Source organism: Clostridium coskatii, assembly GCF_001675205.1.
In the GTDB taxonomy this organism is placed as follows: Bacteria; Bacillota; Clostridia; order Clostridiales; family Clostridiaceae; genus Clostridium_B; species Clostridium_B ljungdahlii.
Map to the genome: position 1 here is coordinate 60,158 of NZ_LROR01000054.1, position 13,803 is coordinate 73,960.

At 30.5% G+C, this 13,803-nt stretch carries 16 protein-coding genes; 13 read left to right on the forward strand and 3 right to left on the reverse strand.

All coding sequences use genetic code 11. The features are described 5' to 3' along the window. The first annotated feature begins 42 nt into the window (after positions 1-42). The 8 genes from rpsP (at position 43) to CLCOS_RS12825 (ending at position 4,696) form a co-directional block, all read left to right on the forward strand. Complete coding sequence (rpsP, locus tag CLCOS_RS12790) at positions 43-300, forward strand: 30S ribosomal protein S16 (RefSeq protein WP_013237954.1); 258 nt, start codon at positions 43-45, stop codon at positions 298-300. 18 nt (positions 301-318) lie between these two features. Continuing rightward, positions 319-546, forward strand: coding sequence for a KH domain-containing protein (locus CLCOS_RS12795; protein WP_013237955.1), 228 nt, complete (start codon positions 319-321; stop codon positions 544-546). 124 nt (positions 547-670) lie between these two features. Then, complete coding sequence (gene rimM, locus CLCOS_RS12800; protein ID WP_063600192.1) at positions 671-1,159, forward strand: ribosome maturation factor RimM; 489 nt, start codon at positions 671-673, stop codon at positions 1,157-1,159. After that, positions 1,150-1,878 (forward strand): tRNA (guanosine(37)-N1)-methyltransferase TrmD, encoded by a 729-nt coding sequence (gene trmD, locus CLCOS_RS12805; protein ID WP_063600193.1) that lies wholly within the window; start codon positions 1,150-1,152, stop codon positions 1,876-1,878. The genes rimM and trmD overlap by 10 nt, the downstream gene beginning before the upstream one ends. A 132-nt stretch (positions 1,879-2,010) precedes the next feature. Then, the gene (gene rplS / locus CLCOS_RS12810) at positions 2,011-2,358 is read left to right on the forward strand and encodes a 50S ribosomal protein L19 (RefSeq protein ID WP_013237958.1); all 348 of its coding nucleotides are present in this window, start codon (positions 2,011-2,013) and stop codon (positions 2,356-2,358) included. Between the two features lie 55 nt (positions 2,359-2,413). Continuing rightward, positions 2,414-2,938: a signal peptidase I gene (gene lepB, locus CLCOS_RS12815; protein ID WP_013237959.1), complete on the forward strand. Its 525-nt coding sequence runs from the start codon at positions 2,414-2,416 to the stop codon at positions 2,936-2,938. 15 nt (positions 2,939-2,953) lie between these two features. Then, a complete protein-coding gene (gene ylqF / locus CLCOS_RS12820; protein WP_023163119.1) occupies positions 2,954-3,808 on the forward strand; it encodes a ribosome biogenesis GTPase YlqF in 855 nt (284 codons plus the stop codon). 30 nt (positions 3,809-3,838) lie between these two features. After that, the gene (locus tag CLCOS_RS12825; RefSeq protein ID WP_013237961.1) at positions 3,839-4,696 is read left to right on the forward strand and encodes a ribonuclease HII; all 858 of its coding nucleotides are present in this window, start codon (positions 3,839-3,841) and stop codon (positions 4,694-4,696) included. Between the two features lie 6 nt (positions 4,697-4,702). Here the strand turns inward: CLCOS_RS12825 and CLCOS_RS12830 are convergent, their stop codons facing one another. From CLCOS_RS12830 to CLCOS_RS12840, 3 genes are all read right to left on the reverse strand, one after another. Beyond that, the gene (locus CLCOS_RS12830; protein ID WP_023163121.1) at positions 4,703-5,071 is read right to left on the reverse strand and encodes a YraN family protein; all 369 of its coding nucleotides are present in this window, start codon (positions 5,069-5,071) and stop codon (positions 4,703-4,705) included. 35 nt (positions 5,072-5,106) lie between these two features. Next, positions 5,107-5,307: a hypothetical protein gene (locus CLCOS_RS12835; RefSeq protein ID WP_023163122.1), complete on the reverse strand. Its 201-nt coding sequence runs from the start codon at positions 5,305-5,307 to the stop codon at positions 5,107-5,109. A 103-nt stretch (positions 5,308-5,410) separates the two neighbouring features. Beyond that, entirely contained in the window at positions 5,411-6,928 is a 1,518-nt protein-coding gene (locus CLCOS_RS12840) for a YifB family Mg chelatase-like AAA ATPase (RefSeq protein ID WP_063600194.1), read from the reverse strand. Between the two features lie 170 nt (positions 6,929-7,098). On the opposite strand from CLCOS_RS12840, the gene dprA reads away from it, so the two are divergent. The 5 genes from dprA (at position 7,099) to tsf (ending at position 13,736) form a co-directional block, all read left to right on the forward strand. Next, complete coding sequence (dprA, locus tag CLCOS_RS12845) at positions 7,099-8,199, forward strand: DNA-processing protein DprA (RefSeq protein ID WP_063600195.1); 1,101 nt, start codon at positions 7,099-7,101, stop codon at positions 8,197-8,199. 112 nt (positions 8,200-8,311) lie between these two features. Further along, the gene (gene topA / locus CLCOS_RS12850; protein ID WP_013237965.1) at positions 8,312-10,420 is read left to right on the forward strand and encodes a type I DNA topoisomerase; all 2,109 of its coding nucleotides are present in this window, start codon (positions 8,312-8,314) and stop codon (positions 10,418-10,420) included. Positions 10,421-10,736: 316 nt separating this feature from the next. After that, a complete protein-coding gene (gene codY, locus CLCOS_RS12855) occupies positions 10,737-11,513 on the forward strand; it encodes a GTP-sensing pleiotropic transcriptional regulator CodY (RefSeq protein ID WP_013237966.1) in 777 nt (258 codons plus the stop codon). 344 nt (positions 11,514-11,857) lie between these two features. Continuing rightward, complete coding sequence (gene rpsB / locus CLCOS_RS12860) at positions 11,858-12,565, forward strand: 30S ribosomal protein S2 (RefSeq protein ID WP_063600196.1); 708 nt, start codon at positions 11,858-11,860, stop codon at positions 12,563-12,565. A gap of 250 nt (positions 12,566-12,815) precedes the next feature. Beyond that, a complete protein-coding gene (gene tsf / locus CLCOS_RS12865; protein WP_023163124.1) occupies positions 12,816-13,736 on the forward strand; it encodes a translation elongation factor Ts in 921 nt (306 codons plus the stop codon). The last annotated feature ends 67 nt before the right edge of the window (positions 13,737-13,803 follow it).

A 13,803-nucleotide genomic window follows, 5' to 3' on the forward strand; every position in this document is an offset into this window, starting at 1 on the left:
ATGAAAGCCATATGCTTTAATATTTTAAGGAGGTGATTATTAATGGCTGTAAAGATAAGATTGAGAAGAATGGGTGCTAAAAAAGCTCCATTTTATAGAATAGTTGTGGCAGATTCTAGATGTCCAAGAGATGGAAGATTTATAGAAGAAATAGGATACTATAATCCTACAACTGATCCAACCACTGTTAAATTTGACGAAGAAAAAGCTGTCAAATGGATAAAAGATGGTGCTCAACCAACTGATGTTATAAAAAAGCTTTTTGATAAAGCTGGGCTAAAAGATAAGCTTGATAAGTAATAACTGGGGGTGTATTGAGTGAAAGAGTTAGTGGAAATTATTGCTAAGTCATTAGTGGATAACCCAGATATGGTTCAAGTAAATGAAATTGCAGGTGAGCAATCTATAATTCTTGAATTAAAAGTTGCACCAGATGATATGGGAAAGGTAATAGGAAAACAGGGAAGAATAGCCAAGGCTATAAGAACTGTTGTAAAAGCAGCGGCTATAAAAGAGAATAAAAGAGTTGTTGTAGAGATAATATAAGAGTTAGATATTCTAACTCTTATATTTATATATATAATTTTAAAATTAAGCGAAGGGAGTGAAATTATCCTCTTTTAGAAATTAAGCTTGAAACCTTAATTTTTGATATGCGGGATATTGTTCTATGAAAGATTTTATAACTGTAGGACAGATAATAAATACTCATGGAATAAAAGGAGAATTAAAGGTGTATCCTTTAACTGATGATATTGAAAGATTTAAAAAATTAAAATCTGCATATATAGATGGTACAATAAAAAATATAATAGAATGTAAACTCCAGTCAAAGAAGGTTATACTTAAAATTGAGGGTATAGATTCTATAGAAGAAGCTATGGCTTATAAACAAAAATATATAGAAATTCCACGAAATGATGCAGTTAAATTAGAAGAAGGAACATATTTTATTACAGATATAATAGGATGCAGTGTAGTGGATGAGGATGGAACTTTTTATGGCAAGGTTGGGGATGTAATTCATACCCATAATAATGATGTTTACTGGATAAAGGGAGAAAATGAGCTTTTAATTCCTGCTATAGAAAATGTTGTAGTCAGCATAGACGTAGAAAAAGAAAAGATAGTTATAAAGCCGGTGAAAACATGGATGTAAAAATAGATATATTGACACTTTTTCCTGAAATGTTTGACATATTTAATTATAGTATAATTGGAAGAGCAATTAACAAAGGTATTTTACAAATAAATACTTTTGATATAAGAGAATTTACCATAGATAAGCATAGAAAAGTAGATGATTATCCCTATGGTGGAGGAGCAGGAATGGTGATGGCCGCCCAGCCAATTGTAGACTGTATAAGAAAAGTTAAATGTCAAAATAATGGGAAAGTGATTTATCTAGGCCCTCGAGGAAAAACTTTTAACCAGTCTATGGCTAAAGAATTTTCAAAAGAGAGAGAAATGATATTTTTATGTGGACATTACGAGGGAGTAGATGAAAGAGTTTATAAATATATAGACACTGAAATATCTATAGGAGATTTCGTAATAACTGGGGGAGAAATGGCATGTATTCCAGTTGTAGATAGTATATGTAGAATGATTCCTGGTGTACTTGCCAAAAGCGAAAGCTATATGGAAGAATCTTTTTATAATGGATCACTAGAATATCCACAGTATACTAGACCGGAATGTTTTGAGGGAGATAACGTACCAGAGGTTCTTTTATCTGGTCACCATGAAAATATAAAAAAATGGAGACGAATGAAATCGCTTGTAATAACTAAAAGTAAGAGACCAGATTTATTTGAAAAACTTAAATTATCCACAGAAGACAAAAAACTCATTGACTTATATAAAAAGAACATATAATGTAAATTTTTAATTATATATTGAATTTGATATGTAAATATGCTAGAATGTATTTTGTGTGCTATACAGACGTTCCTCTATCTGCTATAAGCTGGGTAAGAACGTTGAATAATTATTAGGAGGTAATGCACAGTGTTAGAAATAATAAAACAAATAGAAAATGAACAGATAAGAACAGATCTTCCAAAATTCAATGTAGGTGATACAGTAAAAGTTCATGTAAAGATTAAAGAAGGAAATAGAGAAAGAATACAGGTTTTCGAAGGTGTAGTTTTAAAAAGACAAAACGGTGGAATAAGAGAAACCTTTACTGTTAGAAGAGTTGCTTATGGTGTTGGTGTTGAAAGAACTTTTCCAGTAAATGCTCCTATAATAGATAAAATAGATGTAATTAGAAGAGGTAAAGTTAGAAGAGCTAAATTATACTATTTAAGAGACAGAGTAGGTAAAGCAGCTAAAGTTAAAGAAATATTAAAATAAGAAAAGGGGGCTTTATAAAGTCCTTTTTTTATATTTAAGGTGGTGTAAAGTTTTTATGAAGGAATTGCTAGATTTAGGTAAATCCATACTGGTAGCTATAATAGCAGCATTTTTAATTATAACTTTTGTATTTGAAACTGTAAGTGTAGATGGGCATTCTATGGATCCAACTTTAAATAATAAGGATAGATTAATTGTAGAAAAAGTTAGTTATTATTTTAGGGCTCCAAAGCCTGGTGATATAGTTGTAATAAAGTACCCTGCAAATCCTAAAGAAAAGTTTATTAAAAGAGTAGTTGCAGTAGGTGGAGACAAAGTTAAGATTGAAAATGGAAAACTTTATGTAAATGATGTGGCTAAAAATGAACCTTATATATTAGAACCTATGGTTACAGGAGACTTTAATGAAGTTACTGTACCTAATAATACGGTATTCGTACTTGGAGATAATAGAAATAACAGCAGGGATAGTAGATTTTCTGATGTAGGATTTGTAAATTATAAACTGGTAGTGGGAAGAGCTGCTTTTAGGATATATCCATTTAGCAGATTTGGAACGTTGAAGTCGGCCCATAAGTAGAAAGGAAGAAATTATATGGATATAAATTGGTTTCCAGGGCATATGGCCAAGACAAAAAGAGAGATGAAACAAAATCTTAAGCTGGTAGATGCAGTTATAGAGATAAGGGATGCTAGGATAATAAGGTCCAGCAAAAATCCAGAGGTAGATGATATTTGTGGATCAAAACCTAGAATAATACTTCTAAATAAGAATGATCTAAGTGAGGATAGTGTAACCAAAAAATGGATTAAATATTTATCAAATAAAAACATCAAGGCTCTTGCTGTAAATTCAAATACAGGACAGGGTATTAAAAGTATAAAACCATTATTAAATGAGCTCTTAAAAGAAAAGCATGATAGAATGAACAATAAGGGCATTTTAGGTATAACTGATAGGGTAATGGTAGTAGGTATACCTAATGTAGGTAAATCTTCATTTATAAACAAAATGGCTAAAAACAGCATAGCAAAAACAGGAGATAAGCCGGGAGTCACAAGGAGCAAGCAGTGGATTAAAACTAAGCTTGGAATAGAACTAATGGACACACCTGGAATATTGTGGCCTAAGCTGGAAAGCCAGGAAACTCAGCTACACTTAGCCTTTACGGGAGCTATAAAGGATGAAATCATGGATATTGAAGAGCTTGCATTAAGTCTTTTGAAGGACTTATGTGAAAGATATCCTAAAAGGCTAATGGACAGATATAAGTTATCTGAATTAAGTGAAGATCCTTTAGTAAATATGGATAATATAGCAAGAAAGAGAGGAGCTATAGTATCTGGAGGAAAGATAGATTACAATAGAGTTTCTGTTATAATTTTGGATGAATTTAGAGGAGGAAAGCTAGGACCTATTTCTCTTGAAGATCCATTAGATTTTAATTGAATTAAACTTCTGAAAGGTGTATTTTAAATAATGGAAGATAGCGAAAGTGTAGATTTTGATATAAATAAAGAAAATTTTTCGTGGAATGAACTAGAAAATTTTAAATTCGATAAAATAAAGTATGCAATAAAAAATTTAGAAGAAGGCTATTTTGACTTAAATGAGGATGAAATCAAAAAAGTTATAGGAAATTTAAAGTTAGACAAAAGAAAAAATGTAAGGTCGTTGTCTTCAAGTTTTTACAAATTCATTTTAAATAAAAATTCAGAGATTTCCAGAGTAAGAAAAATGTATGAATTTGATAAGTCTTTTGGAAATCATATATATACAGCTGGTGTAGATGAAGTTGGAAGGGGGCCTTTGGCAGGTCCAATAGCCGCTGGGGCAGTGATACTTAATTTGAATTATAATGAAGATAGAGAATTAATTTTAGGTATAAAGGATTCTAAAAAGCTTACGCCAAAACGTAGATGTGAGCTTGCAAAGGTTATAAAAGAAAGGGCGCTTGCTTATAATATTGCGGTTATAAACAATATTGAAATAGATAAGAGGGGAATATCCTGGTGTAATAATGAAGTACTAAAGAGAGCAGTAGAAGGTCTCAAATTACCTGTAACCATGGCATTATCTGATGGGTATGCAGTAAAAAACTTGTCCACTAATAATGAGTTTGTAATAAAAGGTGATACGAAGAGTGCTAGTATAGCTGCAGCTTCAATTATTGCAAAAGTATACAGGGATAGTCTCATGGAAGAATACTCTCATCTGTATACAAATTATAAGTTTGAGCAAAATTCTGGATATGGAACTAAAGATCATATAGAATCTATAAAAAAATATGGAATTTGTAAAATACATAGAGTAAGTTTTTTAAAAAATATATTGTAGATAAGTTTATATTTCAAAGGCATCTTTAATTAGCTTTATAGATGAAATGCCGTCATGAGGGTTAACCATAACTTCTATTACATCAAACCTAAAATTGAATTTAAATAGCTTTTTTTTAGCTATATACATTTTAGCAGTATTACATATTCTTATACGTTTGGTGTAATTTACGGCTTCACCAGGACTGCCATATTGAGTATTACATCGTGTTTTCACTTCTATAAAGCAAATATAATTTCCGTCTTTTCCTATTATATCGATTTCCCCAAGTTTACAATGAAAATTTCTTTCTAGCAGAGTATATCCAATTTGCTTGAGATAAATTTCAGCTATATCCTCCCCTAGAGAACCTATATCTTTATTAAAAGAATGCATAAAAATCTCCTTTTATTTTTAAATTATGAATACGATTACCATAGACTAGATATACTTATTAAGCCTGTTTTTAAACTATGTACAACATCAGGTATATATATATTTATGAAAATCAATAAAAAGAATATAGAAAGTACGCTTCCAATACTTATGATATCAGAATTTTTGTTTTGTATTCCAGTAAAAAATAATATGAAACTGAAAAACATACCAAGTATAACAAGTAAAAAATACATACACATCACTCCTATTAAATTGATTTTATGTAAAAAAATAACTTAATTTTATTATACAATTTTTATAACTTAAAATAAAGCTCTTTGAGGAGTTTTATGGAAATTACAAAAATTTTTCATCTAAAAATTTTCTATAGTGAAGAGCTTCTGCTAGGTGGGATTCTTGTATTTTTTTGCTATTGTTTAAATCAGCTATAGTTCTAGCTACTTTTAATATTCTGCTATAAGCTCTGGTTGTTAAGTTGTACTTAATATAAATTGATTTTATAAGTAACAGACATCTTTCATCTAGATTGCAGTATTTTCTTATTAATTTGCTGCTCATTTCTGAATTGTAGTGTATTCCTTCATTTTTAAATCTTTGTTTTTGAATTCTTCTTGCCTTTTCTACTCGGCTTTTTATATTTTTAGAAGGTTCACCTCTGGAGCAATTTTCAATATCTTTGAAGTCTAGAGAATTTACGAAAGTAAATAAATCTATTCTATCTAGAATAGGTCCGGATAGTTTTGATATATATCTTTTCCTTTGAAAATCAGTACAATTACACTCCTTTTTAGAGGCAAAATTTCCACAGGGACATGGATTAGTGGCTAATACAGTCATAAAATTACAGGGAAAGGTTACCCTACCATATGCTCTATTTATAGTTATCTTTTTTTCTTCTAAAGGTTGCCTTAAAGTTTCAAGGACATTTTTCCTAAATTCTAAAATTTCATCTAAAAAAAGTACTCCATTATGAGCTAGGGATATTTCACCAGGCATTAAATTTTTTCCACCTCCTATTAGAGAAGCAGTTGTACTTGTATGGTGTGGATTTCTAAAGGGAGGTCTTGTTATTAGACCTTCATTTTTGTTTAAACTTCCAGTTACACTGTATATTTTAGTTACTTCTAGAGCATCCTCATAACTCAAATTTGGTAGGATAGTTGGAATCCTCTTTGCCATCATAGTCTTACCAGATCCGGGTGGACCTATCATAAGTATATTATGATTTCCTGCAGCAGCAACTTCTAAAGCCCTTTTACAGCTTTCTTGTCCTAATATATCTGAAAAATCTAATGCATTTTTACTTTCAACATTTATTGTTTTATGATTAAATGGTACCAAATCTCTATATTTTATAAAATACACAACTTCCTTTAAATTATTGAATGCATAGCAATTAATTTTATTTATGGCAGAGCATTCTTCTGCATTTCCTATAGGAACTATAAAATTCTTAATATTGTTTTTCATACCTTCTATTGTTATAGGAAGAACACCTCTTACCTTGTTAAGTTCTCCAGATAAAGACAATTCACCCATGATTAAAAAGTTTCTACAATCAGCAAAGTTTATTTGATTTGTAGCTATTAATATACCAAGGGCTATAGGTAAGTCAAATAAAGATCCAACTTTTCGCATATCAGCAGGAGCTAAGTTTACTATTATTTTTTTTACAGGAAATTCAAAACCTGAATTTATGATAGAAGCTTTAACTCTCTCTTTAGATTCTTTTACAGAAGTATCCGCAAGACCTACTATATTAAAGCAGGGAAGCCCTCTTTCTATATCTACTTCTACGGATACTATATTTCCTTCTACACCTAAAAATGAAGCTGTATTTAGTTTAACTGCCATAATTATTATCACCTCTACTTAATTCTTGACAATAAATTTGCATTTTAAACTTTTAAATATAGGTGGGAATAAATCAAATTATGAAGCTAATACTAATTTTGATTTGAATAAAATGTATGGATTATGAGCATAATTTTTACATAATTATAGATATGGGATGTGAATAATATATGAATATATATGATTTGTGGTTTGCTTGTGTTAAAATATCAAATAAGTTGAAAATTTCTATCTTAAAAAAATTTAAAAGTACAAGGGAAATATATATTCACAGTATTTACAATGATGATTTTACACTTTTACGTAAAAGTTATCCTAAAATATACGATGAACTTAAAAAGGCTTGGAATAGTTATGAATTGGAGAATATGATGCAATACTGCAGTACAAATGGAATTAATGCTATAAATTTTTGTGATAAAGTATATCCTGAGAGATTAAAAAATTATGAGGATTCTCCAGCAGTTTTATTTTATAAAGGAAATATAAAAAAACTCAATGATAATTTTAGTGTATCTATTGTAGGTGCTAGGGATTGTAGTTTGTATGGTAAAAATTTAGCTACATTAATAAGTAGGGAAGTTGCTGTAAATAATATAAATATAATAAGTGGTATGGCAAGAGGAGTTGATAGCTATGCACAGAATGCAGCTGTTGAAAAAAATGGATATACCTGTGCTGTGCTTGGATCAGGGGTAGATGTTATATATCCCAGACAAAATAGAAAGTTATATGAAAATATCTTGAAGGGAGGATGTGTGCTGTCAGAGTTTGTTCCTAAGACAAAACCTTATTATTATAATTTTCCACTTAGAAATAGAATTATAAGTGGATTGAGTGATGTGGTAATTGTAATTGAAGCAGGGGATAAAAGTGGAGCACTAATAACAGCAAGCTGTGCTTTGGAACAGGGTAAAGATGTTATGGCAGTACCAGGATCTATATTTTCTTCTAAGAGTAGGGGAACGAATAAACTTATAAAAGATGGAGCCTATGTATTTACATGTTTAGAGGACTTATTTGATATATTACCTGTAGAGTATATGAATAAGACTTGTGAAAAAAAGCATAAATTAAGCTGTAAAGAAGAAAAAATATGTAATGTAATAGGACATATTCCCATGCATATAGATGAAATAAGTAGAATAACTAATGTTGACATAAAACGATTATATGAGTTATTATTTGAATTGCAGTTAAAAGGTGAAATAATGTGTCTTGCAGGTAATTATTATGTAAAAGCTGAAGGTAGCGAGAGTATTACAAGATAGTACATATAATTTAATTAAAAATAATATTTAGTCAAGGGTTTAAATATGATGGCTAAAATCTAAGGGGGGTGTACACTCTGGAGTGAGCTTAAATATGCCAGAGTATATATAAATGGGACAAAAATTAGTTATAGTTGAATCACCAGCAAAGGCTAAAACCATAGGAAAATATTTAGGTAAAAATTATGTAGTCAAGGCTTCAATGGGCCATGTTAGGGATCTTCCCAAAAGTCAACTGGGAGTTGATATAGATAATGAATATACTCCTAAATATATAACTATAAGAGGAAAAGGTGAGCTTTTAGATAAGCTGAGAAAAGAAGCAAAGAAAAGTGAAAAAGTCTATTTGGCTACTGACCCTGATAGAGAAGGGGAAGCTATTTCCTGGCATCTATCTCATGCGTTAAAATTAGATGAAAATGAAAAGTGTAGAATAGAATTTCACGAAATTACAAAAAATGCTGTAAAAAGTTCAATAAAATCTGCTAGATTAATAAATATAAATTTAGTTAATGCACAGCAGGCTAGGAGAGTACTTGACAGGCTAGTTGGATACAAGATAAGCCCTATACTTTGGAGAAAAATTAAATGGGGTCTAAGTGCAGGAAGAGTACAATCAGTAGCTCTCAAAATGATATGTGAGAGAGAAAAGAAAATAGTAGATTTTGTGCCACAGGAATACTGGACTATAGAATGTGAACTTCATAAAGAAAATGAGAGTAAATGTTTTAATGTAAAGCTTACTACATTTAATAAGAAAAAAATTGAAATTGGTAGTAAAGATGAAGTAGATAAAATTATAGAAGAGTTAAAACAAGGACAATTTATTGTAAAATCAATAAAAAATACTAATAAAAATAGGACTCCTCTTCCTCCATTTACTACAAGTACATTACAGCAAGATGCCTACAAAAAATTAAATTTTTCTACTAAACGAACTATGTCCATAGCCCAACAGATATATGAAGGAGTGGACATAAAAGGGTATGGAACTATAGGTCTTATCACATATATGAGAACTGATTCAGTTAGAATAGCACAAGAGGCTCAGGAAGCTTGTAGAGATTTTGTAGCAAATAAATTTGGAAAGGAGTATATTGAAGAAAAGCCTAGAAACTTTAAAAGTAAAAAAAATATACAGGATGCGCATGAAGCTATAAGACCTACTAATGTAGAAATAACACCTGAAATAGCAAAGGAAAATTTAAAACCAGAACAGTATAAACTTTATAATTTAATATGGAATAGATTTGTAGCAAGTCAAATGTCATCCTGCCAGATCGATGTTAAATCCATAGATATAGTGAATAGCAATTATGGATTAAAAGTCAGTGGATCACGAATAAAATTTGACGGATTTATGAAAGTATACAAATATGCCACAGAAGAAGAAAAATCCGATATATCCCTCCCTAAGCTTGAAGAAGGAGAGAAATTATTAAGAAAGTCTATAGATGGAAAGCAGCATTTTACACAACCTCCAGCTAGATTTTCTGAGGCATCTCTTGTAAAAACCTTAGAAGAAAATGGAATAGGTAGGCCTAGCACTTATGCTCCAATTTTATCAACTCTTTTGGATAGAAAATATATACAGAGGGAAAAGAAAACTTTAATTCCAACTGAACTAGGAGATATAGTTAATAATATAGTAAGTCAGTATTTTAAGCAGGTAGTAGATGTGGAATTTACTGCTGCAATGGAGTCCAAGTTAGATAGTGTTGAAGATGGAAAAGATGATTGGAGAAAAGTAGTAGGTGAATTTTATGAGCCTTTAAAAAAATCCATTGAAATAGCAGAAAAGGAAGTTGCTAGAATCACTATAGAAGATAAGGTTACAGATATAAAGTGCGATAAATGTGGTAGAAATATGGTTATAAAGCATGGAAGATTTGGAGATTTTCTAGCATGCCCAGGATATCCGGAATGTAAGAATACAAAACCAATAGTGGAAGAGTTGGATGTAAAATGTCCTAAATGTCAGGGAAAAGTTTTGATAAAAAGAAGTAGAAAAGGCAGAAAGTTTTATGGGTGCAGTAATTACCCTGACTGTGATTTTGTAAGTTGGTTTGAACCTACAAACGAAAAGTGTAAGGAATGTGGAAATTATATGGTGAAAAAATATAATAAATCCAAAGGAAACTATTTGGAATGTTCTAATTCAGAATGTAAACACAGGGAATATAAAGCTGTAGAAGATGGAGATGAAAAAACAGCTAAGTAAAAGTTATATATTTTACATTTTAATAAACATTTAAAATAAAAACTAGTTAAAAGTATAATTTTCGAGTGTAAATAAAGGTAAAATCTAGTCGAATTAAAATGATTATATTGAATTAAAATCATTATTATGTTATCATAATTAATGAATAAAGAATAATTCTAAATATTTCAAAAAGTCTAAATTATTAATAATGTAATTAAAGAAAATTTTTTATGCGGATATTTGCAAAAGATATATCTTTTTTATTAATAGGTAGAAATGTATATGCAATGTTTATGTGTAAGAGATAATGCAGTGGTAACAAGGAGGGTTATAAATGTCAACACTATTAGACAAAACAAGAAAATTGAACAAGATATTACAGAAGTCAGGAACAGAACCAGTAGCTTTTGAAGATATATGTAAATTGTTAAGTGAAGTTTTGGAATGTAACGTTTATATTATAAGTAGAAGAGGGAAAATATTAGGATATAATTTTCCAGATGGTTTTGAATGTTATATGCTTAAGGAGAAAGTAATAAATGAAATGAAATTCCCTGAGCAGTATAATAATAAGCTTTTAAATGTACATGAGACTTTGGCCAATTTAAGTAATAATGGAATTTGTGTTTTTGAAGATGGAACTCCCTGTGATATAGATAATAAGCTTACAACTATAGTTCCTATAGTAGGTAATAGAGAAAGATTAGGAACCTTATTATTAGCAAGTTTTGGAGAAAAATTTACTGATGAAGATCTAGTATTAGGGGAATATAGTGCAACTATAATTGGGCTTGAGATATTAAGATCTAAAAATGAAGAAATAGAAGAGGAAGCTAGAAAGAAAGCAGTAGTTCAATTAGCTATTGGGACTTTGTCGTACTCAGAATTGGAAGCAGTGGAACATATATTCAGTGAGTTGGATGGAAATGAAGGATTACTTGTAGCATCAAAAATAGCTGATAAGGTTGGAATAACCAGGTCTGTTATTGTAAATGCACTTAGAAAATTTGAAAGTGCAGGAGTTATAGAATCTAGGTCACTTGGAATGAAGGGGACTCATATTAAGATATTAAATGAAAAATTAATGGATGAGTTGAAGAAGATAAAGTGATTCTTAGGTTCAGGTGGAGTTTGCTTATAAGGAATACTTTTTCTCTACTGAACCTTATTAACAGTATTCTTAGTGTCTTTAGCACTTAGAATACGTTATCCTTTAGGGGAAGAACTTATCTAGGCACGTAGCAGTGCTTATCGCCCACTTTGAAGAAAATGGGGGTTAGCAATGGTAGCGATCGGATAAAATAAAAAATACTAATTTTTTATTGAATACATTTAAGCCTTGTGGTATACTACATAAGGTAATTAATACACACATTATCTAATTCACAAAAAGGTGCCAAAAGGTATTTTGTGAATATGAAGATGATGGAGGAAAAACCTAGGAGGGAAAAATTAATGTCAGTTATTTCAATGAAACAATTATTAGAAGCAGGTGTTCATTTCGGACATCAAACAAGAAGATGGAACCCTAAAATGGCTCCTTATATTTTTACAGAGAGAAATGGAATCTATATAATAGATTTGCAGAAAACAGTAAAAAAGGTAGAAGAAGCTTATAATTTTATAAGGGAAATTGCAGCAGAAGGAAAAGATATATTATTTATTGGAACTAAAAAGCAAGCCCAAGAAGCTATTAAAGAAGAAGCAAAAAGAAGCAATATGCATTATGTAAACAACAGATGGCTTGGAGGTATGCTTACAAACTTTGCAACTATAAAGACAAGAATAGCTAAATTAGAAGAGTTAGAGAAAATGGAAGAAGACGGAACATTTGAAGTTCTTCCTAAAAAAGAAGTTATAAAGTTAAATAATGAAAAAGAAAAGTTAGAGAAAAATTTAGGTGGAATAAAGACAATGAATGCTGAAAATGTAGGAGCACTTTTCATTGTTGATCCAAGAAAAGAAAAGAATGCTATATCTGAAGCTAAAATTTTAGGCATTCCAGTAGTAGCTATAGTTGATACAAATTGTGATCCTGACGAAATAGATTATGTTATACCTGGAAATGACGATGCAATAAGAGCTGTAAAATTAATTACATCTAAAGTTGCAGATGCAGTAATGGAAGGAAGACAGGGAGAACAATTAGCTGAAGAAGAATAATATATGAAAATTAGAGAATGTTTATATATAGGTCGAATACAAGTAGGAGAGGAGCTGAAAAACCGTTGATTGGCAATTGCTTAAAAATTATGATTGCCATATAAGTAGGGTGTAATGCATCCGAATTTACGCTCTGGGAGTGTCAGACCAAGAGAAGACAAAACTTCAGACACTGTGAGCAGAGAAGTAAGCTATAAGGTTTTATTGCGTTTTTGGATAATTTATAGCTTTTAGATGACGGAATATAATTATGATAACTGCACAGATGGTAAAAGAACTTAGAGAAAGAACCGGAGCAGGAATGATGAACTGCAAAAAAGCTTTAAATGAAGCAAATGGTGATACTGAAAAAGCCATTGAAATATTAAGAGAAAAGGGTCTATCAGCTGCAGCTAAAAAATCTGGCAGAGTAGCTTCTGAAGGACTAGTTAAAACATACATTTCAGAGGATGGAAAAATTGCTTCAATAGTAGAAGTAAACTGCGAAACAGACTTTGTATCTGTAAATGAAGATTTTGTAGGTTTTGCAGATAATATAGCAAAACAGGCAGCTTTAACAAGTGCAACTACTGTAGAAGAATTAGAAAAGGAAAAATATATAGCAGATGATACTAAGACTGTAAAAGATGCATTAGTAGACTTAATTGCAAAATTAGGTGAAAATATGACACTTAGAAGATTTAAGAAATTTTCTGTTTCAAAGGGCTTAATCGAAAGCTATATTCACGGCGGCGGAAGAATAGGAGTTTTGGTTAAACTTGAATGTGAAAATGAAAGTCCTGTTCTAAAGGAAGTTGCAAAAGATGTAGCTATGCAGGTAGCTGCTGCTAATCCACTATTCTTAGATAAGAATACAGTTGATACTAATGCTTTAGAAAAGGAAAAAGAAATATATAAAGTTCAAGCTTTAAATGAAGGAAAACCAGAAAAAATTGTTGATAAGATAGTTATGGGAAAAGTTCAAAAATATTATAAAGAAAACTGCTTAGTAAATCAAGTATGGGTTAAGGATTCAGATTTTACTATAGATAAATACCTTAAAGATAAATCAAAGGAAGTTGGAGCTGAAATAAAGATTTCTGATTTTGTTAGATTTGAAAAAGGTGAAGGAATAGAGAAGAAAGAAGAAAACTTTGCCGAAGAGGTTCGTAAGCAGATGGAAGGTAAATAGTAACTGAAAAGAGAACACGCCGTGTTCTCTTTTTTTGGGGTATGAACTTTTTAAGTTTTATATTTCA

What these genes read in the sequence shown, in the direction of transcription:
- rpsP (WP_013237954.1), top strand. Translation starts at nt 43, where the DNA reads ATGGCTGTAAAGATAAGATTGAGAAGAATGGGTGCTAAAAAAGCTCCA.
- rimM (WP_063600192.1), top strand. Translation starts at nt 671, where the DNA reads ATGAAAGATTTTATAACTGTAGGACAGATAATAAATACTCATGGAATA.
- trmD (WP_063600193.1), top strand. Translation starts at nt 1,150, where the DNA reads ATGGATGTAAAAATAGATATATTGACACTTTTTCCTGAAATGTTTGAC.
- lepB (WP_013237959.1), top strand. Translation starts at nt 2,414, where the DNA reads ATGAAGGAATTGCTAGATTTAGGTAAATCCATACTGGTAGCTATAATA.
- ylqF (WP_023163119.1), top strand. Translation starts at nt 2,954, where the DNA reads ATGGATATAAATTGGTTTCCAGGGCATATGGCCAAGACAAAAAGAGAG.
- CLCOS_RS12825 (WP_013237961.1), top strand. Translation starts at nt 3,839, where the DNA reads ATGGAAGATAGCGAAAGTGTAGATTTTGATATAAATAAAGAAAATTTT.
- CLCOS_RS12830 (WP_023163121.1), bottom strand. Translation starts at nt 5,071, where the DNA reads ATGCATTCTTTTAATAAAGATATAGGTTCTCTAGGGGAGGATATAGCT.
- CLCOS_RS12835 (WP_023163122.1), bottom strand. Translation starts at nt 5,307, where the DNA reads ATGTATTTTTTACTTGTTATACTTGGTATGTTTTTCAGTTTCATATTA.
- CLCOS_RS12840 (WP_063600194.1), bottom strand. Translation starts at nt 6,928, where the DNA reads ATGGCAGTTAAACTAAATACAGCTTCATTTTTAGGTGTAGAAGGAAAT.
- dprA (WP_063600195.1), top strand. Translation starts at nt 7,099, where the DNA reads ATGAATATATATGATTTGTGGTTTGCTTGTGTTAAAATATCAAATAAG.
- topA (WP_013237965.1), top strand. Translation starts at nt 8,312, where the DNA reads ATGGGACAAAAATTAGTTATAGTTGAATCACCAGCAAAGGCTAAAACC.
- codY (WP_013237966.1), top strand. Translation starts at nt 10,737, where the DNA reads ATGTCAACACTATTAGACAAAACAAGAAAATTGAACAAGATATTACAG.
- rpsB (WP_063600196.1), top strand. Translation starts at nt 11,858, where the DNA reads ATGTCAGTTATTTCAATGAAACAATTATTAGAAGCAGGTGTTCATTTC.
- tsf (WP_023163124.1), top strand. Translation starts at nt 12,816, where the DNA reads ATGATAACTGCACAGATGGTAAAAGAACTTAGAGAAAGAACCGGAGCA.